This is a genomic window from Dankookia sp. P2, assembly GCF_050632255.1.
Classification (GTDB): Bacteria; Pseudomonadota; Alphaproteobacteria; order Acetobacterales; family Acetobacteraceae; genus Paracraurococcus.
In genome coordinates, this window is the sequence record NZ_CP192581.1 from 3,907,566 (window position 1) to 3,929,054 (window position 21,489).

Here is a 21,489-nt window from a genome sequence, read left to right on the forward strand (position 1 = left end):
TCACGCTCCGCCGGGCAGGAGATCGACCGCCAGCCCGATCGTGTCGGTCTGCCGGGTCAGCCGGACGCGATAGCGCAGCCAGATCACCAGCCGCGTTCCGCTGTCGCCATCCGCCTCGGCGGCCTCCGCGTCCTCCGGCGCAGGCCCGGCGTCGAGGTGCAGGATCTCGATCCGCGGCTCGAAGCGGAGCAGGGCCTGGCGCACGTAATGGATGGCGAGGCCCGCCGTCGTCGCGTCGTTGGGCGACAGCACGACGCGGTGCAGCGGGCAGCCGTAATCCGGCCGCATCACCCGCTCGCCCGGGATGGTCGACAGCAGGATCAGGATGGACTGGCGGATCGCCGCATCGCCCGTCACCGTGGCGATGCCGCCGGTCAGGGCGGCGACGGGGCCGGTCGCGCGGCCCGCCCCGGCCTCGGACAGGCCATCGAAGCGCCAGGCGGCGACGCGCGGCGCGGCCATGTCAGGACCCGGTCCCGACCAGCGACTGGCCAGGCTCGGCAACGGCGAACGACACCGTGGACAGCCGCGCCCAATCGGTATGGCCGGTCGCGGTGTCGAGGTAGACGCGCCGCGGCCGGTCGCCTTGCGTCTGCACCCGGACCAGGGCGGACAGGCTCGGCGTCTCCGAGATCGAAACCGTGCGGGCACAGGCGGGCGTCGTCGGGGTGACCATCGGGCAGGCGCGCACCGGGCGGCCCAGCAGGTCATCCTCGACCAGCACGCGGCGGCCGGCGACGCGGACCCAATCCTGCCGCGGCGCCAAACCCACGGTGCCGCCATGGTCGCATTTCAGCAGCGCGTCCTCGGTCAAGAAGCGCATGGTCAGGCCTGTTCGAAATCGATGGCATTGGCGCGGATGGTCACCGACTTGCCGGGCGCCTCGATCAGCAGGTCGGTCGCCGCGGCGATGCGGAGCCGGTTCGGGGCCAGTTCCACGACGCTGCCCGAGGCGGTGGACAGGCGGGCAAGCGCCGCATCATGGCCCAGCTCGAGGCCTTGCCCGCCGGCGGTGCGCAGCACGAAGGGCCGCTTCTGCTTCAGGTTGACGCCGCGTGGCAGGCGGTCGCGGCCCCACAGCCCGCCCAGCACGAAGCCCTGGGCAGGGTCGCCATCCGGCAGGAGGATGAGCACGGCATCCTCCACCTCCGGCAGGCAGGCGAGACCGCGGCCTTTGCCAGCCCCCGGCACCACCAGCTGCAGCCAGCCGGATTCCAGGTCCGCGAAGCCGGGCAGGCGGGCCCGGCAACGGCCGGCCTCGTCCGGATCGCTGATGCTGCTGACCCGGCCGATGGTGACCACGGGGCGCCGCTCGCGGTCGCGCGCCGGCGGCGGCGCGGTGCCGAACTCGGTCGTGTAGCCCTCGGTGGTGGTGAAGCGGTGGACCGCCCGCGTCACCACGAATGGGCCGTCCCGATCGGCCATGGGAGCCTTGATGAGGATGCGGCATCCCGGCGCGAGCGCCGGATTCCCGTCTGCCAGCCCTTCGGCGGTCGTCCCGGCCGCCTGCGCGCGATCCATCGTCGCCTGGGCCAGCGCCTGGCCCTGCGGCCCGCCCCCGAGCATGCGGTCCGGCAGGAAGCGGACCGCGTCCTCGCCCAGGGGCAGCGCGCGATCCCCGGCGATGCCGCGCAGCGCCTCCAGCGAGTCGCTGCGCCAGCCCAGCATGTCCACCCGGCTCACGGCCGTCTCGTCCGAGCTGCCGATGCGCAATCGGTGCAACCCCGGCCCAGCCGCAAGGTCAGCGGCGTACCCCATCCCTCCAGGCTCGTCAGCCTGAGTGTCCCGGCGGTGACCACGGGGTAGAGACCATCCTCGGCGGCCACGCGGACCAGCAGATCCAGCTCGCTCTGCCCGGTCTGGAACAGCAGGGGGCGGATCGCCGGGTCGGCGTCACAGCGGAAATCGAGGCCGAGGCGGCCGGCAATCTCGGCGCCCAGCGTGGCCGAGGAGGCGTTCTCGCGCGCCACCATCGCGCACCGGCGTCGCGCCGAAGATAGCGCATCATGGGCGCGCAGCTGCAGGACCTGGCCGCGGGCAACGTCTTGGCTGTAGGTCACGGCCTCGATCCGGCCGTCGAACAGGGTCTCGTCGCCCACCCGTAGCGTTATCGTCCGGCCCTTCGCCACGATGTCGAGGAGGTCCGCCTCGGCAACGGCAAGGTCGATCTCCGCCGCGGCCGGCAGGCCGAGAAGTTGCTGCACCACGACATAGGTCACCTTCGCGGCGACGGCGGGCGGCAGCGGCATGCCGGCCATGGCGACGGTGAGGCTGGGTCGGCCGAGCGTCTGGCTCATGGCGCGGCTCGCTCGCCCGGTGGCGGCACGCGCAGCACGGTGCCTTCCTCGAGCTGGAAGGGATTCTCGATCTGGTTGTAGTCGGCCAGCACCCGCCACTTGGCGGGATCGCCGAGCGTGGACGAGGCGATCTGCGGGAGATCCAGCAGCGGCATGCCGTCCGCATCGACCGGCACCTCGACGGCGGACGGTTCGGCCTCGGCATCCCCGGACAGGCGCGCCGCCGTCTCGAACTGCGGGGTGACCGGGGCGGCGGGCGCGGCGGTCTGCGCGGATCTGCTCAGCCGGCGCAGCCGGAGCCTCAGCCAGGAGCGCTGTGGCATGCCGTCCGGCGTGAACCGTTCCAGCCGCTCGGCGACGGCGGTCACCACGGCGAGGACATTCCAGGATCGCCCCCAGATGAACCTGACTCCCGCCGGGCCTCCGGGGCCCCCCACCGGCGCCGCGTTCTCGGCCAGGTCCCACAGCGGCCGGGTAAGCTCCCGCACGTCGGCGAGTGCGGGGCCGGCTTCCGGCACGGGGCTGAGCTCCTGTGCCAGCGCGACGTCGAACAGGAGGTCCAGCACCACCTCGGTCCGGCCGCCGCCCGTCGCCAGGACCGGATCGTCGGACAGGGCGAAGCCGGTGATCCCCCCGGCGGCGTCCCCTCGGGTCCGCAACCCGGCGCGGCGGCGGAACACCAGCGTTTCCGGGTTGAGCAGGCAGGAGATCCTCTCGCCGGAGCCCTCGACCACCAGGAGCACCCGCTCCATTCAGAGCACCTCCTGCGCAGCGGACAGGGCGGACAGGCGGCCAGCATCCTTGGCGCGTGCCTGGCGACCATCCCGGCGGTCGGCCGGCAGCGCGGGCCAGCCATGGTGGCCGCCCGGAGGTGGGCCGACGCAGGGCCCGTGAAGCGCCCCAGGTTGCCCGGGCGGGCGGTCCGCGCCGCCTCGAGACGCGCCGGTCGCGCGGCCGTGCCGGCCAGCTCGTGGCTGACTCCGGGCCACCTGACGGTGGCAGGCTGGCCGGCCGGGCGAAGCGCCGCGGGCCCCCCGATTGCGCGGTCACGCGGCCCCGATCGGCCGAAGGCGGGTCGAACGCTGGCTCGGCTTGCCTCGGGATATCCTGCTGGCCAACGAATGCCGGACTTGGCGGGGCCGCTGGCGCCGGCGCCACGAAGCGAAGCGGCACGAGCGGGGGCCGATCCAGGCCGGCCGCGGCTGTCCGCGCCGAGGCGGCCGGGGCGCCTTGGCCGGAATCACCCCCGCCCCGCCGGAGACGCCGCGGAAGGACACGGCGCGCGGCATCGCCCGCGGCTGGTCCCATGGCGGCGCCGCCCAAGGCGCTGCATCGGGGACCGCGATGAACTCGGGCCGCCGATGCTTCGCGCCGAGGCGGGGCGCGCCGGGCCGCGCGGCAGCCATGTCCGGCGGGGGCATCGCCGCGCGGTACGGAATCTGCGGCGCCGTCATGCGGGCAGTGGCTGGCATCGGGCTGGACAGCGCGGGACTGGCCCCCGGCGGCATGACCGAGCTGCTGCCCGAACCCCGCCCGGGCAGCGTCCCGTCGGATGGGAGCGCTGCCGCCGCGAGGTCGGCGGGCGGCGGGAGGACGACATGCATCGGCTTTCCCGCGGCCGTGTTGCGGGCGACGAATCTGAGCCACGGGCGCGGCGCATCGGGGAACCGGGCCCGCATCCCGCCATGCGGCCCGCAAGCGGGTCGGCCCCGGCGAACCGCTCCGACACCGCGCGCAGCCAGGATGCAAGGCCGCGCCGCAGCGCCTGCGGCACCAGCAAAGCCAGCGGCGTCCGGTTCGGCATCACGCGGCCCGGCCACCCGGCAGGCGTTCGATGTCGTCGTAGGACAGCTTCAGGTACTCGATCGCGGCATGCCGCCCCATCGCGTCGAAGGCCGGGCTGCACCACTCGGACGGGAAGGCCTTGCCGCAGGTTCCAGCGCAGGACTTCCTGCACGTTGGCCGCGTCGAGCACGATGATCGACACCGTCCTGCGCACCCGGGCCAGGTTGCCGCTCGCGGCATCCATGAGCCACTGCCACAGCGCGTTGGAGCCGGTCGCCGTGAGCCCGTAGCGCAGGGTCACGTCGGAATACTCTCGACCGCGCCAGGCAGGGTGCGGACGATCTGGGCCGCGCCGGCTTCGCGGTAGCGGATCGTGTGAACCTTCAGGCCGAGCCCGAAGCACTCGGTGAAATGCGCATCGCCCGCGGGATCGAACACCGAGATGGCGAAGGTGTAGTTGCGCAGCGGATCGGTCATCCCGCCCGCCTGAGCTGTTTCAGACATGCGCGGCTTCCCTCGCCTCAAGCCATCTCGAAACTGGTGGCGCCGGCCTGGCTCTGGCCGATGCGGAAGATCACGAACTCGGCCGGCTTGACCGGTGCGACGCCGATCAGCGTCTCCACCCGGCCGGCATCGGTCACCTCGGGCGGATTGGTTTCCTCGTCGCATTTGACGAAGAAGGCCTGCTCCGGCGTCGCGCCCATCAGGTACTTCTGCCGCCACAACAGGGTCAGGAAGGCGCTGATGTCGCGCCGGATGGTCCGCCAAAGGCGCTGGTCGTTCGGCTGGAACACGATGTAGCCCGTATTCGCCTCGATCGAGCGCTCGATCATGATGAACAACCGCCGCACGTTGACGTAGCGCCATTGCGGGTCGGACGCGAGCGTGCGCGCCCCCCACAGCAGGGCGCCCTCGGTCGAGAACCAGCGGAAGCAGTTGACGCCGGCCGGGTTGAGCACGGCCTGGTCGGCCTTGTCGATGCTGCGGCTGAGCCCCGTCACGCCGCGGACATTCATGTTCGCCGGTGCCTTGTGCACGCCGCGCTGGAAGTCGTTCCGGGCGTACAGCCCGGCGACATGGCCGGAGGGCGGAACGCTCACCATCCGCGGCCGGGCCTCGGGGGAGGGCGGAAACATCTCGGGCACGCGCAGCCAGGGCACGTAGACCGCGCCATGGCCGCGCGGCGAGACGCGCGGGCGCAGGCCGGGCGGCTGATCGGCCTTCGGTGCCGGCGGGTCCGTGGTCGCCACGCGGGTGAGCGGCTCGATCTCGTCGATCCGCTCCGGTCCATCGAGCAGCGCGAAGGCGCGGCCATACCGCTCGGCGGCGGTGAGCAGGCGATCGTAGCTGTCGGGGTCGGTATAGCCCGGCGCCGCATACATGGCGATCTCATCGATGGATCTCGAGGCGGTCGAGACCGCTTCCGTTCCCGGAGATCGGCATGTCCTTGCCGAGGTTGACGACGTAGCAGGCGCTGCCGCCGTTGAGAAAGAAGCCCTGCACCGCATAGGCCAGGGGCGTCGCCGTCTTCGCGTCGTCGATGAAGATGCGGGAGAAGTCGCCGGAAGCTGGTGATCCGCACCGCCTCATTGGGCCGCGCGCTCGGCTTCGGCGCGATGCCCACGAAGCCCGGCACCGCCATGCCGACCTGCTCGATCGGCCTCGGGCCGGTGTCGAGTTCCTCGATGTAGACGCCAGGGGTCAGGTATTCGGGCACCTACCGCTCCATCGCGACGTGGAAGGTGATCTCGGCGCCCGTCGTCTCGACGCTCGCGCCCTGGCGCAGGCCATCGATCTCGATGACGAGGCTGGACGGGTCCAGGCCGACAGTGCCGAGGAACTGGAAGCGCCCGTCGGGGCCGGTGGCGGTGAGGCGGTCGCCGCTGCCCGCCGACACGGTGACGCCCGCCAGCGGCACCAGGCCTGGACCGAGCACGCGGCCGGCCAGGATGGCCGCGGGTTCGGCTCGCACCCGGAGGGGCACCTGCACGCGCGGGCCGCGGGGCACGGTCCGGCTTCGCGCGAGGCGGGCGGTGAGGATGAGGCCGAGCCTGTCAGGCGTGGCGGCGGCGACCGTGCAGATGCCGCTCTCCATCGCCGCGAAGGCAATCTCCCCCAGCGCGCGCTGGACATCGAGCGGCTGCTCGTGGATGGCGGTGCAGCGGTAGTCGAGCGCAAGCTCGAAGGCGGCATGCGCCCCGGCCGGCGCGGCGCGGGGATGGATCTGGACAAGCGTCAGCTTGACGGCGGGAGGGGACGTGCCCGTCTGCGTCCTGCGCACGACGTCCTCGGCCCATGCGGTGAGCCGGCGCGTGATGCCGTCCACGCCCGGCTGGACGATCTCCTCCACGCGGGTCTGCGCCGCGCTGCTCATGAGGCCCGAGCGAAAAGGCGACAGGAAGGCTTTGCAGCGCTGGAGAGCACGGTGCCGACCCTCTTGCTTCCACGTGATGCTAGGTGGCCGGGATTTGCGCTGCCAAATATTATCGGCAATCGCGGCGACGCGCGCGGGCGCACATTGCTGTGTGGAGAAAAGTCCAGTGCAGGAAAGGACTGCCGCGAAGATGCGCTGCGCGTCGTCGCCGCCTTCGCGCGCAGGACGCGCATTGCGTGCGGCGTCGTCCTGCAAGCCGAAGCGTTGCCCGGACTGCGGCGGGTGCGTGCCGGCAGTGCCCGCGCCGCCGACCCTCGGGCAGCCGCTTGTCGGGTGAACTGTTCCCGTCGGTGCGGCCCCGATCCTCGCCTGGCCAGGTCTCGGCGCCGGGCACCGCCGCACCCAGGCGAAGCCGCCGTCGCGCCCTGCGCCGCATCACCCGCCGCACAGGCGGTCCCTGGCGGCGGATGCGGGGCGGCGGGCAGCTAGCGGACCAGCGTCCCTTCGAGTGGGAGATTGTTGACCCGCAGCGTGACCGGCGTGCCGGGGCCTGCGGCGCGCGGCAGCGGGGTGTTCGTCAGCGCATTGCAGACCGCGTTCGCCAGTGTCGTCGCCTGCTGCATTTCCGTCGGACTGGCCTGGATCAGGGTGCCGAGCGATTGCGCCTGGGGCATGAAGCCACAGGCCGCTGCCGCCGCCGACTGCACCTGCTGCACCAGGGTCGTCGTCCCGCCCGGGCCGGACTGTCCAGCGCAGGAGGCGGCGAGCAAGCCGATGCAGCACACGACAGGACCATGAATGTATCGCATTCCCTTATCTCCCCATTCTGCAATGCCCAGGATTGAAAGAGGCCGCGTCCGGAGATTTTCCGCCACGGCTGCCGTGCTCAGTGCCACCTCCCTGGACCGCCGCTGCCCGGCCGCGCGGCGAGCCGGCGTCCGGCCGGTCACCGGGCTTCGCCCAGCCTGATGTCGATCGGCATCAGGTCGATCGCCGGGGCTCGTGGCTCGCCCACCTCGTCGAAGAACATATCGGCCTCGCGCTCCCGGCGCTTCTGCAGCCCCGGCCAGGTCCGGTCGCCCGCCTTGACCCAGCGGCGCAGCTGAAGCCGCACCTCGTTGTAGGATTCCGGCCCGCCATTGACCACGCGCAGCAATGTCGAGCGACGGAAGTTGCCGGTGCCCACGTTGAAGACGAAGCTGACGATGGCGTCGTGCTGCCCGTCGTTCAGCCTTGCGGTGACCAGGGTCGTGGCCGCCGCCTCAGCGGCGCCGAGATCCTGGCGCAGCAGCGCGATTGCCGCCTGCTCATTGACGCCGTCGCGGAACTCGGCCGGCTCTGTCCCGTCGCACGCGCTCTTTTTGATCAGATGCCCGTAGCCGATCGAGCAGTAGCCGGCCGCGTCATTGTAGAGACGTGCACGGAACCCCTCGAAACCCTTGACCAGGGCTACGCCCTTTTCCGTCGCCCGGCGCGGCGGCAGCCTGGACAGCGAGGCCCGCTCCTCGGCATTGTCGAGGAATATGCCGGGCGTCAGGGCCTCGGCGACCGACTCCACGGGCGGAGTCGCGGCGCAGGTCGCGAAAGGCGATGCGAGGATGGCAGCCAGCATGGCGAGGCTGCGGCGCATTCATGCCTCCCCTGACGGCACAGGCGGCGCCGCGCCGCCAAGCGACGGGTGAAGGGCATCGGGCTCGCCGGGACATCGGCCTCGCTGCGCAAACCATGCTGGATGCGCCAGTCGTCGATGCCGCAGCACCACGCAGGCGCCCGTCGCGCGCTTAGACCAGGAAGGAGCAAACCGGCAGATCGCAGTCGGCATGCGGCGTTGTCCATGTTTGCATGGCGTTTCGCTTCCGGAGAGGAAGCTTAACGGTCGCCGCCATCGCGAAACAAGAATTCAAACGCACAGCCGAAGCGATCGACCTTGGCTCGCGGCTGCCGGACATCAATCAGCGAACTGTGATGACGCCTATCGGAAACCCAAGCTGACTTCGCAATTGCCCCGCCGGGCCTCCGCGTGCAAACCTTGGGTAGCCGATTGCCGCACTGCTGGGATCTTTCAGCGGTCGTGGACGACAGATTTGATCCTTTTTGTTTTTCGCTGGGGGCCGATGCCGGGGATGCTCGGCATGCCCGGACTGCCGACTTCCCGAAGCTGCTTCTGCAGCACCTTTGGCTACAAGGGTTCCGCGGTGCGGAAACCCCTTCGACGCAAGTGAACGATTTGACGATGGGAGCGTGCATGTCCCTCGCCGTCATCGGCGCAAAGGCCGCAATCCTTGTCGCGTTATCCGCAGCCTTCGGCCTGCTGGCCAACCCAGTCCCGGCCGCGGCACAGCACGTCCCGGGCGAGACGACGCGTATCGTCAATGGCACACCGGCCCGCCAAGGCGCCTTTCTCAGCACGGCCGCGCTGCTCGAGAACGGCACCCTGCTATGCGGCTCGAGCATCATCGGCAAGTCGTGGGTGCTGACCGCCGCGCATTGCGTCCGTCCGCGGCGGCGGCCAGGCCGTGGTCGCCGCGGCGACGCTGAGCGTGCTGGAGGGAAGCGAGGCGCTGGGCGCCGGGCGCCGCATCGCCGTGCAGCGGGTCATTCCCCATCCCCAATACGATTCGGGGAAGATGAGGAACGACATCGCCCTGCTGCAGCTGGCGCAACCCAGCACCCGTCCACGGCAGCTGCTTGCCTCGGCGGCGGTTGCGCCCGCGCTCGTCGCCCCGGGCATCAATGCAACCGTCGTCGGCTGGGGCGAGATGAACGCCAGGGCCACCTCCAGCACCTTGCTGCAGGCAAGCCTTCCGGTGGTCGCGCTGGAGCGCTGCCGCGAAGTCTACCGCGATCCCTACGAGATCCTCGACAGCAACATCTGCGCGGGCGGCGAAGCCAAGGGCAGCGACTCCTGCCAGGGCGACAGCGGCGGGCCGCTCTTTGCGACGCTCCCAGTCAGCGGCCCGGTGCAGGTGGGCATCGTCAGCTGGGGCATCGGGTGCAGGCGCGAAGGCAAGTACGGCGTCTACACTGCGGTGGCCGCCTTCGAAGCCTTCATCCGCCAGTACGTGTCCGACGCTTCCTTCGCGACCGATGCGACGCCCAGCCAGCCCGGGCCGCTGACCTCGGTCGCCGCGGCGCAGCCCGCGGCGCTGCCATCGCCCGGCCTCGTGCGCCAGGTCAGCGTCGACGTGACGCCGACCGGCCCGGTCAAGCTCGGCACCTCCGTCACGCTCAGTGTCCGCAGCACGGATGCCGGCACCCTGCTGCTCTACAGCAAGGATGCGGACGGCAAGATGGTGCAGCTCTTCCCCAACAAGTTCGTGGCGGACAATCCTTCCGCCTTCACTGCGGGGCGGTCGATCAAGGCAGATGTGACGGCCGTCATCCCCGGACCGGCGGACAGGTTCACGATCACGGCGGCGCCCCCGCCGGGGAGGTCACCATCATCGCCATCGTGGCGCCGCCGAAAGCCAACCTGACGGATCTGATCGGCAAGTATGTCGACCTCCAGGAGATCACCAACGCCACGGCCTTCTTCGCCGAGTTGAGCAGCCGGCTGCGCGACGCGCGCCTGACCGAGCGGAACTTCCAGGTGCAGGAAAAGGTGAGCAGGGTGAGCAGCCGATCGCCATGGCCGAACGCAAGGTCACCATCACGCAGTAGCGCGGCGACTGCGGCGCGCCTGCCGGCCCTGTTCGGCATCCTGGCGGCACTCGCCACCGGGCCTGGCCTGGGGCAGCCTGCATCGGCCTGCGCCGAATCCGTGGCGATGGTGCGGACGGCGCTGGCCGAGCAGGGGTTGGACGCCGCTATTGCGGTCTACAAGGCGCGCGTTTTCGCGGATTGCCTGGGGCCCGAGCAGGGGGAGGTGGCACGCGCCCTCGCGCTCCGCTATTTGCCGTTGATCGCCACAGCGGATGCCTCCGGCACGGCGCCGGCGGCCAAGCTCGATATCGTGCGCCGTGGCCTCGCATTGGACGCGACCGCATGGCAGCGTGCAGAGCTGGAAGGCGACCTGACCCAGGCGGCGGCAGCCGCGCCGGAGCCCGCCGACTTCGCCGCGGCCTTCGCCGCCTACCGGGCCGCGCTCCGCACGATGACAGATGGGCCGGCTGGACAGACCCCGCCGCGGACCGACGAGATCGATCGCGTCGCCCGCAAGATGGAGCAGGCCGGGCTGCTCTCCGAGCAGGTTGTCCCGGGCGCGGCCGGCCTGGAAGTCGTCGACTCTAAGGCCGCGCGAAACCTCACCGCGATCTCCCGCCTGGCACGACCGGTCTATTTCCGCGAAGGCACGCCCGAGTTCACCGAGATGGGCAGCCAGGCAGCGGCCGAGATCCTGGCGATGCTGCGCAGCCGCGACATGCCTGGGGTGCGGGTGATCGGCCATGCCGACGCCAGGGGCTCGGCTGCGGCAAATGAGCGCCTCTCGCGCGCCCGCGCCCAGGCACTGGTGCGCTACCTCGAGCGCAATGGCTACCCGCCCGGCCGCGCCACCGCGGAAGGGCGCGGCAGCCGCGAGCCCTATCCGCTCACGCCGATCGCCGGTGTCACCTTCACCCAGCCGCAGCGTTGGCAGCTGGACCGTCGTGTCGAGGTCGAGATCCGGCCATGACGGGGCGACGCCCGCTGCTCGGCGCCCCGCTGCTCGGCCTGCTGCCGGCGGCCATGGTGCGGGGCCAGCCTCTGGCGCCACGCCTCTTCGTCCTGTCCATCGGCATCGATGCCTATCCCTTCGTCAACAGGCTGCAGGGCTGCGTCAACGATGCCCGCCTGATCGCCGAGGCGGTGCGTCCCCTTGCTACCGAGCTGATCCTGCTGCTCGATACCGACGCGTCGCGGGAGCGTTTCCTGGCCGCCTGGGACAGGCTGGCGCGAGCCGCGGGTCCCGGCGACCGTCTGCTGGTCACCTTCTCCGGCCATGGCAGGCGGGAGCCGGAAAGGGTGCCGGGCAGCAAGCCGGACGGCCAGGACGAGACGGCGGTGTTCTGCCGCTTCCGCGAGCGGGCACCAGAGAACGGGCAGCGCGTGTTCGGCCAGGAGATCGGGGCGCGGCTGGAAGCGACAGGACGGCGCGGCATCGTCACCTGGTTCATCGCCGATTGCTGCTACTCCGCCGGCCTGACCCGCGACGTGGATCCGCGCGCGGTCAGGCCGGTCTACCGGTATCTGCCGTCCTACGACATCCAGGACGACATCCTGTCCGGGGCTCCGCTGCCCGAGGCGCAGCTCGGCGGACAGCCGAACCTGGTCTTCATCGCCGCCGGGCAGCGGCATGAGCCGGTGCCCGAGCTGCTGCTGGGGGAGAGGATGCACGGCGCGCTCTCATATTCCTTCGCAACGGTGCTGCGCCGGACGCTGGCCGCCGCGCGAACGGACAGCACCGGCGCCTTCGTCCGTGCCGTGGTCACCAGCACGCGCAGAATTCGCCGATGGACGCCACCATCCTGCAGCGGCGCTCAGCGTGCCCGAGAACTCGCCGGCATTCGGGAGCGCCGCTCCAGTCCCCCAGCCTCTGTCACTTGCACCGGTTGCTCCGTTGCGGGTCGTCACCCTGGCCGGATCGCAGCCCGCGCCGTTCGACGTGGCATCGAGCCTTCTTGGGCTCGACCTGATACGGCCTGCCGGCGACGCGGCGCAGGCCGAGCTGCTGTTCGACCCGGCGGCCGGCCACCTTGTCTCCGCCGCCGGCGACCTGCTCGCGGCCGAGCTCCGGACGCCGCAGCGCCTGCGTGCCGCGGTGGCGAAGTCCGCGGCGATTGCCGCGCTGCGCGGCCTTCCCTCCGGCGGGTTGGAGATCGGGCTGGTGCGTCCCGGTGCGGTGCTGCGCGAGGGGCTGCGAACAGTCTCGACGTGAAGCACCCCGTGGGTGAGCGGCTGACGCTGGTCGTCCGGAGCCCCTTGCTTGGCGAGTTGATCGTGGCCAGCCTGGACGCGCTCGGCGAGGTCACCCTGCTGCGGCCGGCGGCAGGGAGGGCGCCCGGCTGCAGGCCGCGGAATGGCAGCAGGCTGTCATGGTGCGCGCACCGTCCGGCGCAGGTCACGTCGTCGCCTTGTTCTCGCCGGGGTCGCTGGCGCAGGTCCTGGAACGGCTGCGCCAGCAGCAGGGCGATGGCATGGCGTGGCCCTTCGCCATTGCGGTCCGGGACGCGGTTCGCAGCGGCGAGGTTTCGTCGGCAGTCTTCGGATTCTTCTCCTGAGGGAAGGCGTCTCCGGCTGATGTGGTCGGTTGCGCAGGCTTGCGCCCACAGCGGCGCGTTGCGCAGCGCGATCGGCGATCGGCGCAGCCGGAAGAGATGCGCGTGCCTGGCGAGCCGGAGGATGGGCCTGCAGAAGCGGAAGGCCGGTGCCACGCGGGACGGCCAGGCCCGCTGGGCGGTTCTGCTGCCGGCCGGCCGTGCTATCGGGGGAGGAAGCTTGCGCGCACCGCCCGGTGCATGCCGCCCTGAGACGCAACCGTGCGCGGTCCAAGGCGGTCGACCATGGCTGCCTGTTCGTGCGCTGCGGCACATGCCGACGCGACACCATGCTTTAACATGCAGTTTATTGTATCTCCGACTGCCATACCGACACACTGCTTGACGAAACATGGGCTGTGCACAGGGCAGACACAGCAAACCGCATTGCAGCAGCTTGGGTAAGCAGCCGGCGGGGATTTCCGGTCGGCCATTCAGGAGCGAATTTTCGCTCGCCACACAGGACCAAGAGCGCCCGGCCATCGGTGTTGCTGGGACGGGCATGCATCCAGGCATTTCAGCAGGGGGCAGCATCCATGGTGTCCATCGCTCGGATTCTCGGGACCGCCGCGTTTGTCATGCTCGGCATGGGGGGGCAGCTGGTCCGGGCGGCCGATCCATTCAACGTGACGCTCGACGTGGATGGTCAGTCCAGCTCGAAGGGGTTCACCGACCTCGCCAACGCGGTCAACCTGATCTCCAGCACCACCAGTCTGCAGACCTTGATACCGGGCTACACCGAGGTCGCCGGGGCGCGGCTTGATCTCAATCTGCGCGGGCTCGCCGCGACGGGCAGCTTCGACGCGGGCTCGCCGGTGCTGCGCGTGGTGATCCCCGCCGCCGGGGTGAACGAGGTCTTCGCCGGCGCCACCCGCAACGAGAGCGGCCGGCTGTTCCGCAAGTGGCTGGAACGGAATGCCGATGCCGTCGTGCGCGCCGGCGCGAAGGAGACCAGCACCGATCCCGTCGCCGGCAACCCGAATTCGGGCGATGACGCAGCTGGCGACCTCGGATTTCAACCTGGCGCTGGCCGACGCCGTCGCCTGACCACCGGCGGCTTCGGTCTCGACGCGCGCTTCGGCAGCTTCGCGGCGGGCGGATACCGGTCGAATGCCTTCACGTTGCCAATCAATCAGGCCTGGCAGGTGTCGGAGCGGGATGTCCTGCAGATCGACGTGCCGATCAGCTTCACCGATCTCGATGGCGCGCAGAGCTACGGCGCCAATATCGGCCTCCTCTGGCGGCGCCGGGTCACGCCGCGATGGACATTGCAGCCCAGCCTGCGCATCGGCGGCGTCGGTTCGGTCAACCTGGGCTCGGGCGCCGGGGTCTGGTCCGCGGCCTTGAACTCGATGCTCAACCTCGACCTGCCGGGAACCTGGCAACTGACTGTCGCCAATGGCATCAGCTACGTGTCGACGATTCCCGTTTCCGTCGGCCGATACTCGCTCAACTACGACATCTCCAATGTCGTCTTCCGCAACGGGCTGGTGGCATCGCGGGATCTGGGCTTTCGCGTCGCGAACTACCCGGTCCGCGGCGCGCTCTTCGCGATCGACACGCGTTTCACCGGCGATGCGATCTACATCGAGAATTTCCAGGAGTTCGGCGCTTTCTTCATCCTGGGAACGCCCAACCCCATCCGCTTCGGCGTCACCTACCTGACCGGTGGCGCGGCGTGCAGGGCTTCTCGGTCAATCTGGGAGCCCGGTTCTGAGCGTGAATTCGACGGTCCGGAGTTGCCGGGGCAGCGGGGCGCCGGCAGCCTCGCGACCCGGCCACGATCCGGATGGGAGCGACCCCAAGGAGGCCGACCATGACCCGGTTCCCCATGCAGTGCCGTTCAGCTTCGCCGCGGCCTTTCTCGACCCTGTCCGGCTCATGCTGCTCGCGAGGGCTGGCTGTCGTCGCGTTCCTGGTGTCCCTCGTCATCGCATGGTCGAAGGGGACCGGCCACCGGCACTGACCTGCGCTGCCGAGGCGGCCGCCCTCGCCCTGCTTGGTGGGGTGCTGGCGCCGCTCGTGGTGTTGTTGTTCCACTGGCTGATGGGCGCCACCGAGGGCGCCACCCACGCGCTGGCCTGGGCCTTCCTGCTCTGGGCCGGACCGGTCGACCTGATTGCCCGCATCATCACCGGGCATTGGCTGGTGACGATGCCCGGATTGCTCTTCGCGGCGACGCTGGTCGGCGCGCCTCACCAGCATGATGAACGGGCTGTGGCGCATCCCGACTGGAAGGGCGGCGGATGGATCGGGTTCCCGCTGGATGTGACCTGGGGCCTGGCGGGCAACGTCAACGGGCTTCTGCTGCATCTGGTCAATCAGGTGATCGCCGACCGCCATGCCTACACGAGCCACGGCACGAGGCGCATCGCTACCTCGGCGGCTTCGGCATCAAGCCCGGGTTCCGCTTCACCCAGGGCTGCGTCATGAGCAACACCGAACCGGCGGATGTGCCCGGCAGCGACCTGTTCACGCATGAGCGCTGGCATGTCCTGGCGAGAATCGGATCTTCGGGCCGTTCTTCACCCTGTCCTACGTCGGATGGATGCTGGTCTGGCTGCTTCCTGGCGTGATCGCCGGCCTGGCGAGCGGCGTGGGACCGGGCACGGCAGCTGCAGGCCTGGTGCTACTCGAACAATCCCTGGGAGGTCTGGGCCTATTCCAGCACGGGGGACACCTACCGCGGCACCAGCAACCAACGGCTGCTGTGGCCGCCGGCCGCAGTGATGGCCGCCGCTGTGCCGGTCTATGCCCTGCTGCTGCTGGCTGGCTACCTGATGGTAAGGGCCTGAGCGGCCGGCAGGCCTTGCCGTCGGCAGTGATCGGCGGTGAGGTCCATCCCGCCGCCGATCTGTCGCGCTCCGGGTGCGTTTTCCGCCAAGGGTTCCGGCGGCCTGATGGCCAGCTTCCTCATGATACCCCGAGCAGGGAAAGCAGGCCGAGGCTGATGCCGAGCAGGATCAGCAGCGAGATGCCCACCGCCAGGCTGGCCCTTGGTCCCACCCGCCCGAGGCGCCCGCATTTCGACCCGGAGCCCGAACGCCGCCATGGCGATCGCGGCCAGCCATGTCGCGATCCGGCGCAAGGGGCCCAGCGCGCCGACGGGCAGGAGCCCGAGCGAGTTCAGCGCAACCAGCGGCATGAGGCCGGTGATGAACCACGGCAGGCACCGTCCCGAGCCGCGGCCGTCCCGGCGTCGCCGGGTCGCCGCTGGCGCATCGCAAGCGAGAGCAGCAGGACGAGCGACCCCAGCATCAGCACACGCAGCAGCTTGACCAGTGTTCCCGTCTGCATGTTCGGGCTGTCCAACGCTACCGTGGCAGCCAGGACCTGCGGCACGGCATAGACCGTCGGGCCGGCGAGCACGCCATACTGCCTCGGCGAGAGCCCCGGCACCGGGATGAGCAGCGGCAGCGCGAGCACGACGGCCACCAGGCCGCTTGGCGCGGCGTCCAGCCCCGCTTCGGCTCGCGCGCGTTCTGGCGCGATTACCTCGGCATGGCATCCACCGCGGCGCAGGACACCGCAGTGGCTCGCCCGCGTCCGGGCAGCCGCCAGCAGGTCCGATGCCCTATGGGTCGGGCGGTTCCGGCGATGCGCCGGAAGGCGTGCCGCGCCGTCCGATTCGTGCCGGCCGCCCGCGCCCGCTCACCCCGCAACCGCGCGTCAGGCCGCGGCGGACAGTTCGTGGGTCGGTTCCCAGCCGCCACCCCGGCGGTAGCGCGCGGCGATCCGGCCCCGCTCCAGCACAAGCAGGTGCAGCCAGTCATGGTCGAACAGCGAGCGCACCGCGGCGTGACGCTCGAGGATCGCGGTGATCGCCTCGCGCGGCGCCTCGACCAGCACGGACAGGCGCAAGGGCTCATGGGCCAGCCGCTCACCGTCATGCACAGCCTGCCAGGGCAACCCGGCCCGCAGCATGCCGCCATTGCCCTCCAGCACGCCGATGCCGCCGACCACGTTGTGGATCAGCTTGTTGCCGCCGCCGAACAGCGCCGGCGCCACGGCCGAAGCGTAGTATTGCAGGCTGATCCAGCTCGCCACCACGACGGGCGCTGTCAGGATCAGCTCGAGCGTGGCGAAGGCCTTGTCCTCGCGCCAGTCGTAGGAGTGGAGGAAGACGCGCCCGCCGAGATCCGCATGTCGCGTCGCGCGCGCGCGGCGCGCGCGATGAAGGCGGCACACCCGGCGAGGCCCCATTCCGGTCGCGGCTCCGCCCAACTGCGTGCCCGGGCCGGCAGCCCGGCCGCCGAGCCGCCCGGCAGGCGCAGCGCCCGTTCGGCCCGGGTCAGCGCGGCCGCCTCGGCGAGCCACTGCCGCGCCGCGGCAATGTCCGCCGCATGGTCCGGGTCGTGGCTGTCCTCGTAGAGCGTCACGGCGTCGGTCGTCGTCTCGTGCAGCCCGGCGAGGAAAAGGGTGTCCGCAGGCAATGTGATGCCCAGCGCCGGCAGGCCGCCCGCGTCTCCGGGTCGTTCAGCAGCGCCGCGAGCAGCCGCGCCGAGACCTCGCCCGTATGGCCGCCGCAGGCGCCGCAGTGATAGGCGCTGGCATGCGGGTTGTTCACCACCCGTGCCCCGTGGCCGAGGAGCAGCACCAGCCGCGCATGCTGGGTGGTGAGCGACATCGCGTGCAGGATCGCCGCGGCCTTCGCCGCCTTGGCCGCGGCATCGAGCGGCACGGCAGGCACCGGCGGCGGTCCGGGCGCGGCGGGCTCCCCGGCCAGGCCCATCGCGTCGCAGACCGGCTTGCCGAGATAGAGCGGCCCGGCCGCCTCGACAAAGGCGAAGGACGAGACGGCCGCCTGGCGGAAACGGCCCCAGGCGCGCTTCGCCCTGGCGCCGACCTGCGCCGCCGCCTCCGCCGCCTTGGATGCGGCGCTATGCGAGGCGAGCGTGGGGTTGAGCAGCACCGGCAGATGCGCGTCCACCAATGTCGAGCCGAGCGGCCGGTGCGCCACCGGCGGGCCAAAGAATCCGGCGAAGCCGAGCGTCTCGATTCCCCGGTCGAGGCCTTCCAGCCTGCGGCGGAACACCTCGGACCGCACGTCGATGCAGAAGGCGGCTTGGAGCCAGGGCCGCGCCGGAGCGCACGGGACCGCGGCGCCGGCGAGCGTCGCGGCGAGCCGGCGCTGATACGCGCGCTCCGCCGCATCCTGCAGGACCGCATCCGTCACTTGGTCAGGCGTCGGCGCCAGCGGCGGCATGGGCCGCGACAGTCTCGCGCCACGCCGCACCGATTGCGTCGTGATGGGCCGCAAGCAGGGCTTCCTCCCACACCAGGCGGATCGCCAGCAGGTGCAGCAGCGTCGCATCCGTCGCGCCGGCCTGCTCGGCCTGCCAGAGCAGCCAGCGGGCATGCTGCGCCCAGCCGCCGAGCTCGACGAGCAGCCGGTGGAACGCGGTCGCCGCCGCAGCCTCGGTCAGGCGGAGCCGACCCACGGCGCGCAGGATCGCGCGCTCCGCGGCATCGGGGGCGGTGGCGACATGCGTGCAGAAGCCGGCAAGCCCGGCGAGTTCCGGCGTCAGGTCATGCGTCGCCCATTCGCGCCAGGCGGCATAGGCGTCCTGGCCGGGCGCTGGTGTCCAGAGCGCCTGGCCACGGTCGAAATGCCCCGCCGCCCAGAGGCCGATGCTGCGCCCGATCACCCCCGGCCAGTCCGTGCCGGTGGCCCGCGCGGCAAGGTCTGCCACCGTCGGCAGCGCCTGCGGCGCCGGTGGCTCGGCGGCCAGCGCGGCCTGCAGCGCGGCGAAGGTCGCCGGCCGGCCGGGAGCGTCGCAGGCCGCGAGCGCCGCCGCGAGGTCCTCCACCTCGATCTCCCCGGCCGCGATCCGCGCCGCGAAATCCGCCCGCGTCGGCGTCAGCCGCAGCCCCGCGACCCGCGCCAGCCGCGCGGCGGCCATCGCCAGTTCCTCCCCGGCTTGGCCGAGGAATGGGTTCGTCGCCACCGTTGCCGCCAGCGGAAAGGCGGGCGGCACGGCGCGGATCGCGGCCTCGGTTGCGCGGTGCAGCATGGCCGATGCCGCCGGCATGTCGATCTCCTTTTGGTTCGGCATGGTCGTGCTCCGTCCGGTCAGAGGGGTTTCACGCTGCGGAAGCCGCCGATGAGCCGGTCGAGCACTGCGTTGAGGTAAAGGCCGTTGGTCAGGTGCACGCGCAGCCCCGCCGCGGCCGGGTGATGCGCCCAGTGCGGGAACAGCGCCTGCGCCAGGGAGGTGCCGCCGAAGGAAAGCACCGTCAGCACGAGCAGCGCCGTCTCGAGCGGCCCGAGTGCCGGCGGCGTCGGCAGCGCGCCGGCGACCAGCGCCTCACTCAGCCAGTGGAAGGCGAAATAGGCGACCGCGACGGCCACCGAGGCGAAGGTGGTGCGCCGGGTCAGCGCCTGCGGCGCGGCATCCGCGAGCCCCTGTGCCACGAGATAGGCGACGCCGAAGATCAGGATCGCCCCGAGCGCCAGCGCTTGGCCCGGCTTCGGCCCGAATGCGACCCAGAAGCCGCCGGCGACCAGCGCATAGATCGCGAGCGCCACCGCGAAGGCGCGGCCGACTGCGGCAAGTCCCGGCACCGCCACCGGCCCCGCGCGCCGCGCCGCCAGCACCGCCTGCACGGCATTGCCCGAGGCCAGGAAGGCATGCGCCTTGTACAGCCCATGCGCGACGATGTGCAGCAGCGCGAGCGCCCAGAGGCCGAGGCCGCATTGCAGCAGCATGAAGCCCATCTGCGCGATGGTGGACCAGGCGAGCGCCGTCTTCACCGCCGCCTGCGTCAGCATGACGAGGCCGGCGAACAGCGCGGTGACGCCGCCGAGCGTGACCAGCGCCGCCATGGCCCCCGGGCTCGCCTGCATCGGCTCGGCGAGGCGGAGCAGCAGCAGCCCGCCGGCATTGATGATGCCCGCATGCAGCAGCGCCGAGACCGGGGTCGGCGCCTCCATCACCTCGGTCAGCCAGCCATGCAGCGGCAGCCCGCCGGTCTTGAGCAGCGCCGCGAGCACGAGGAGCCCGGCGGCGAACCGCGCGCCGAGGGGGCGACCCGGCCGCGGCCGCGGCGTTGATAGCGGCAAGGTCGGCGGTGCCGAAGGCTTGCCACAGCAGGATCGCGGCGAGCAGCAGCGCCACGTCGCCCGCCCCCCAGACGAGCGAGAGCTCGGTTGCGGCACGCCGGGCCTCGGGCCGCGCCGCGTAGAACATCAGCAACCGGCGGAGGCCGAGTCCGATGGCCGCGAAGGCGAGCAGCAGGATGGCCAGGCTGCCCGCCAGCACCAGGATTTGCACCGCCGCGAGCGTCGCCAGCAGCATCCCGTGGAAGGCGCCTTCGCGCGCCTCGCCATCCAGGTAGCTGCGCGCATAGCGCACCACTACCCAGCCGATGAAGCTGATCAGGAGGCTCATCACCGCGCCGATCACGTCGAGCCGCAGCACGAGCGCGAAGGGCCCGCCGCCGAGCGCGAGCGTGACCGGCGCGTCGGCCGTCACCTGCGCCGCACCGCCGAGGGGCTAGGGCGAGGCCGGCCAGCACCGCGAGTTCTGCCAAGCGCGGCAGCGCGCCGGGCCGCCGGCCCGGCCGGGCCAGGGCGACCAGGGCCAGCAGCAGGAACAGGGGTGGCGACAGGGCGGGCAGGGGCAGGGTCATCGGGCGGCTCCGGACCGGCATGGCCGCGCTCCGGTTACCGCTTACCCTTCTTCCAAAAATCACATTGTTTCGGATATAATGTTCGATAAAATGGAACAATGTCCTCGCTGAACCTGCACCACCTACGGCTGTTCCATGCGGTCGCGCATCAGGGCAGCCTCACCGGGGCGGCGCGGCAGCTGAACCTCTCGCCCTCCGCCCTCTCGGCGCAGCTCCGCACGCTGGAGCAGTCGCTCGGCCAGGATCTGTTCGAGCGCCGCGGCCGGCGCCTGGTGGTGACCGAAGCAGGGCGGCTCGCGCTCGACCATGCCGATGCGATCTTCCGCGCCGCCGCCGACCTCACCGCGACGCTGCGGGAGACCGGGCGGCCACGCCGCGCGCTCAGGGTCGGCGCGCTGGCGACGTTGTCGCGCAATTTCCAGATGCGCTTCCTCCGCCCGCTGCTCGGCCGGGCCGATGTGGAGGTGGTGCTTCGTTCCGGCCCGCAGGGCGAGCTGCTGCGCGGACTCGAGACACTGGACCTCGACGTGGTGCTGACCAATTTCCAGCCGGCGCAGGATGCCGGGCGGCGCTACCTGGTCCAGCATCTCGACGAGCAGCCCGTCGGCCTGATCGGGACGGCCGCGCGGATCGGCGCGGGCGCGCCGCTCGCAACGCTGCTGGCGCGGGAGCCGTTGATCCTGCCGACCGCCGAGACCGCGATCCGCGCGGCCTTCGACGGCCTTGTCGCGCGGCTTGGCCTGACGGTCACCATCGCCGCCGAGGTGGACGACATGGCGATGATCTCGCTTGCTGGCGCGCGAGGATGTGGGGCTGGCGGTGATCCCGCCGATTGTCGTGCAGGACGAGCTGGCGAGCGGCCGGCTGATCGAGGCGCATGCCCTCGCTGGAATCCGTGAAATGTTCCTTGCGGTCACCTTGGACCGGCGCTTCCCGAATCCGCTGCTGGCCGACCTGATCGCGCCGCTCGATGGCGCTGGCCAGAGGTGACGCGGCTTCCCGCCGCGGCGCCGCGGTCGCGTTGGATGCCGTCCGTGACGACCGGTCGGCAGGCGACGGAGCCTTGCCCGGAAAGTGGGCCTCCCGGGCTTGTGGCGATGACATCCAGACCCGATGCTGGCGCTTTCGCAAGAAGGGCGCGGCATGGATATCCGGACGGTCGGCGTGG

21 protein-coding genes and 5 pseudogenes are annotated in these 21,489 nt (G+C 71.3%); 9 read left to right on the forward strand and 17 right to left on the reverse strand.

Features of this window, described 5'->3' with window-relative positions; all coding sequences use genetic code 11:
- The 12 genes from ACQ86J_RS22975 to ACQ86J_RS23030 form a co-directional block, all read right to left on the reverse strand.
- Nucleotides 1-462 (reverse strand): GPW/gp25 family protein, encoded by a 462-nt coding sequence (locus ACQ86J_RS22975; protein ID WP_431267349.1) that lies wholly within the window; start codon nt 460-462, stop codon nt 1-3.
- Between the two features lies 1 nt (nt 463).
- Nucleotides 464-823 (reverse strand): hypothetical protein, encoded by a 360-nt coding sequence (locus tag ACQ86J_RS22980; RefSeq protein WP_431267350.1) that lies wholly within the window; start codon nt 821-823, stop codon nt 464-466.
- Between the two features lie 2 nt (nt 824-825).
- On the reverse strand, nt 826-1,683 hold the full coding sequence (locus ACQ86J_RS22985; protein ID WP_431267351.1) for a phage baseplate assembly protein V: 858 nt from the start codon (nt 1,681-1,683) through the stop codon (nt 826-828).
- Complete coding sequence (locus ACQ86J_RS22990) at nt 1,680-2,297, reverse strand: hypothetical protein (RefSeq protein WP_431267352.1); 618 nt, start codon at nt 2,295-2,297, stop codon at nt 1,680-1,682. The genes ACQ86J_RS22985 and ACQ86J_RS22990 overlap by 4 nt, the downstream gene beginning before the upstream one ends.
- Nucleotides 2,294-3,049, reverse strand: coding sequence for a hypothetical protein (locus ACQ86J_RS22995; protein WP_431267353.1), 756 nt, complete (start codon nt 3,047-3,049; stop codon nt 2,294-2,296). The genes ACQ86J_RS22990 and ACQ86J_RS22995 overlap by 4 nt, the downstream gene beginning before the upstream one ends.
- A 698-nt stretch (nt 3,050-3,747) precedes the next feature.
- Complete coding sequence (locus tag ACQ86J_RS23000) at nt 3,748-4,383, reverse strand: phage tail protein (RefSeq protein ID WP_431267354.1); 636 nt, start codon at nt 4,381-4,383, stop codon at nt 3,748-3,750.
- Nucleotides 4,380-4,559: a hypothetical protein gene (locus ACQ86J_RS23005; RefSeq protein ID WP_431267355.1), complete on the reverse strand. Its 180-nt coding sequence runs from the start codon at nt 4,557-4,559 to the stop codon at nt 4,380-4,382. Before ACQ86J_RS23005 ends, ACQ86J_RS23000 begins: the two co-directional genes overlap by 4 nt.
- A 44-nt stretch (nt 4,560-4,603) precedes the next feature.
- The gene (locus ACQ86J_RS23010; RefSeq protein ID WP_431267356.1) at nt 4,604-5,464 is read right to left on the reverse strand and encodes a phage tail sheath family protein; all 861 of its coding nucleotides are present in this window, start codon (nt 5,462-5,464) and stop codon (nt 4,604-4,606) included.
- Nucleotides 5,465-5,471: 7 nt separating this feature from the next.
- Nucleotides 5,472-5,672, reverse strand: a complete 201-nt coding sequence (locus ACQ86J_RS23015) for a hypothetical protein (RefSeq protein WP_431267357.1) — start codon at nt 5,670-5,672, stop codon at nt 5,472-5,474.
- 127 nt (nt 5,673-5,799) lie between these two features.
- Entirely contained in the window at nt 5,800-6,711 is a 912-nt protein-coding gene (locus ACQ86J_RS23020; protein ID WP_431267358.1) for a hypothetical protein, read from the reverse strand.
- A gap of 230 nt (nt 6,712-6,941) precedes the next feature.
- Nucleotides 6,942-7,172 (reverse strand): hypothetical protein, encoded by a 231-nt coding sequence (locus ACQ86J_RS23025; RefSeq protein ID WP_431267359.1) that lies wholly within the window; start codon nt 7,170-7,172, stop codon nt 6,942-6,944.
- Between the two features lie 230 nt (nt 7,173-7,402).
- Nucleotides 7,403-8,086, reverse strand: coding sequence for a lysozyme (locus ACQ86J_RS23030; RefSeq protein ID WP_431267360.1), 684 nt, complete (start codon nt 8,084-8,086; stop codon nt 7,403-7,405).
- A gap of 615 nt (nt 8,087-8,701) precedes the next feature.
- Here ACQ86J_RS23030 and ACQ86J_RS23035 point away from each other — a divergent pair.
- The 8 genes and pseudogenes from ACQ86J_RS23035 to ACQ86J_RS23070 form a co-directional block, all read left to right on the forward strand.
- Nucleotides 8,702-8,896 (forward strand): annotated as a pseudogene (locus ACQ86J_RS23035) (hypothetical protein); the annotation flags it as partial.
- Between the two features lie 76 nt (nt 8,897-8,972).
- A complete protein-coding gene (locus ACQ86J_RS23040) occupies nt 8,973-9,932 on the forward strand; it encodes a trypsin-like serine protease (protein ID WP_431267361.1) in 960 nt (319 codons plus the stop codon).
- Entirely contained in the window at nt 9,908-11,068 is a 1,161-nt protein-coding gene (locus tag ACQ86J_RS23045; RefSeq protein WP_431272505.1) for an OmpA family protein, read from the forward strand. Before ACQ86J_RS23040 ends, ACQ86J_RS23045 begins: the two co-directional genes overlap by 25 nt.
- 53 nt (nt 11,069-11,121) lie before the next feature.
- A pseudogene (locus ACQ86J_RS23050) lies at nt 11,122-11,520 on the forward strand (caspase family protein); the annotation flags it as partial.
- 472 nt (nt 11,521-11,992) lie between these two features.
- The gene (locus ACQ86J_RS23055) at nt 11,993-12,310 is read left to right on the forward strand and encodes a hypothetical protein (protein WP_431272736.1); all 318 of its coding nucleotides are present in this window, start codon (nt 11,993-11,995) and stop codon (nt 12,308-12,310) included.
- 157 nt (nt 12,311-12,467) lie between these two features.
- Nucleotides 12,468-12,653, forward strand: coding sequence for a hypothetical protein (locus tag ACQ86J_RS23060; RefSeq protein ID WP_431272737.1), 186 nt, complete (start codon nt 12,468-12,470; stop codon nt 12,651-12,653).
- A gap of 572 nt (nt 12,654-13,225) precedes the next feature.
- Nucleotides 13,226-14,509, forward strand: coding sequence for a hypothetical protein (locus tag ACQ86J_RS23065; protein ID WP_431267362.1), 1,284 nt, complete (start codon nt 13,226-13,228; stop codon nt 14,507-14,509).
- A gap of 115 nt (nt 14,510-14,624) precedes the next feature.
- Nucleotides 14,625-15,122 carry a hypothetical protein gene (locus ACQ86J_RS23070; protein ID WP_431267363.1) on the forward strand — a complete coding sequence of 166 codons (498 nt, stop codon included), beginning with the start codon at nt 14,625-14,627 and terminating at the stop codon, nt 15,120-15,122.
- A gap of 637 nt (nt 15,123-15,759) precedes the next feature.
- On the opposite strand, the pseudogene ACQ86J_RS23075 reads toward ACQ86J_RS23070, so the two are convergent.
- The 5 genes and pseudogenes from ACQ86J_RS23075 to ACQ86J_RS23095 form a co-directional block, all read right to left on the reverse strand.
- A pseudogene (locus tag ACQ86J_RS23075) lies at nt 15,760-15,834 on the reverse strand (hypothetical protein); the annotation flags it as partial.
- A complete protein-coding gene (locus ACQ86J_RS23080) occupies nt 15,816-16,124 on the reverse strand; it encodes a putative sulfate exporter family transporter (protein ID WP_431267364.1) in 309 nt (102 codons plus the stop codon). The pseudogene ACQ86J_RS23075 and the gene ACQ86J_RS23080, both read right to left, overlap by 19 nt.
- A gap of 234 nt (nt 16,125-16,358) precedes the next feature.
- Nucleotides 16,359-18,721, reverse strand: a pseudogene (locus ACQ86J_RS23085) (YbcC family protein).
- A 41-nt stretch (nt 18,722-18,762) separates the two neighbouring features.
- Nucleotides 18,763-19,683, reverse strand: a complete 921-nt coding sequence (locus tag ACQ86J_RS23090) for a proton-conducting transporter membrane subunit (RefSeq protein WP_431267365.1) — start codon at nt 19,681-19,683, stop codon at nt 18,763-18,765.
- Nucleotides 19,684-19,792: 109 nt separating this feature from the next.
- A pseudogene (locus tag ACQ86J_RS23095) lies at nt 19,793-20,080 on the reverse strand (oxidoreductase); the annotation flags it as partial.
- Nucleotides 20,081-20,419: 339 nt separating this feature from the next.
- On the opposite strand from ACQ86J_RS23095, the gene ACQ86J_RS23100 reads away from it, so the two are divergent.
- Entirely contained in the window at nt 20,420-21,220 is an 801-nt protein-coding gene (locus ACQ86J_RS23100; RefSeq protein ID WP_431267366.1) for a LysR family transcriptional regulator, read from the forward strand.
- The last annotated feature ends 269 nt before the right edge of the window (nt 21,221-21,489 follow it).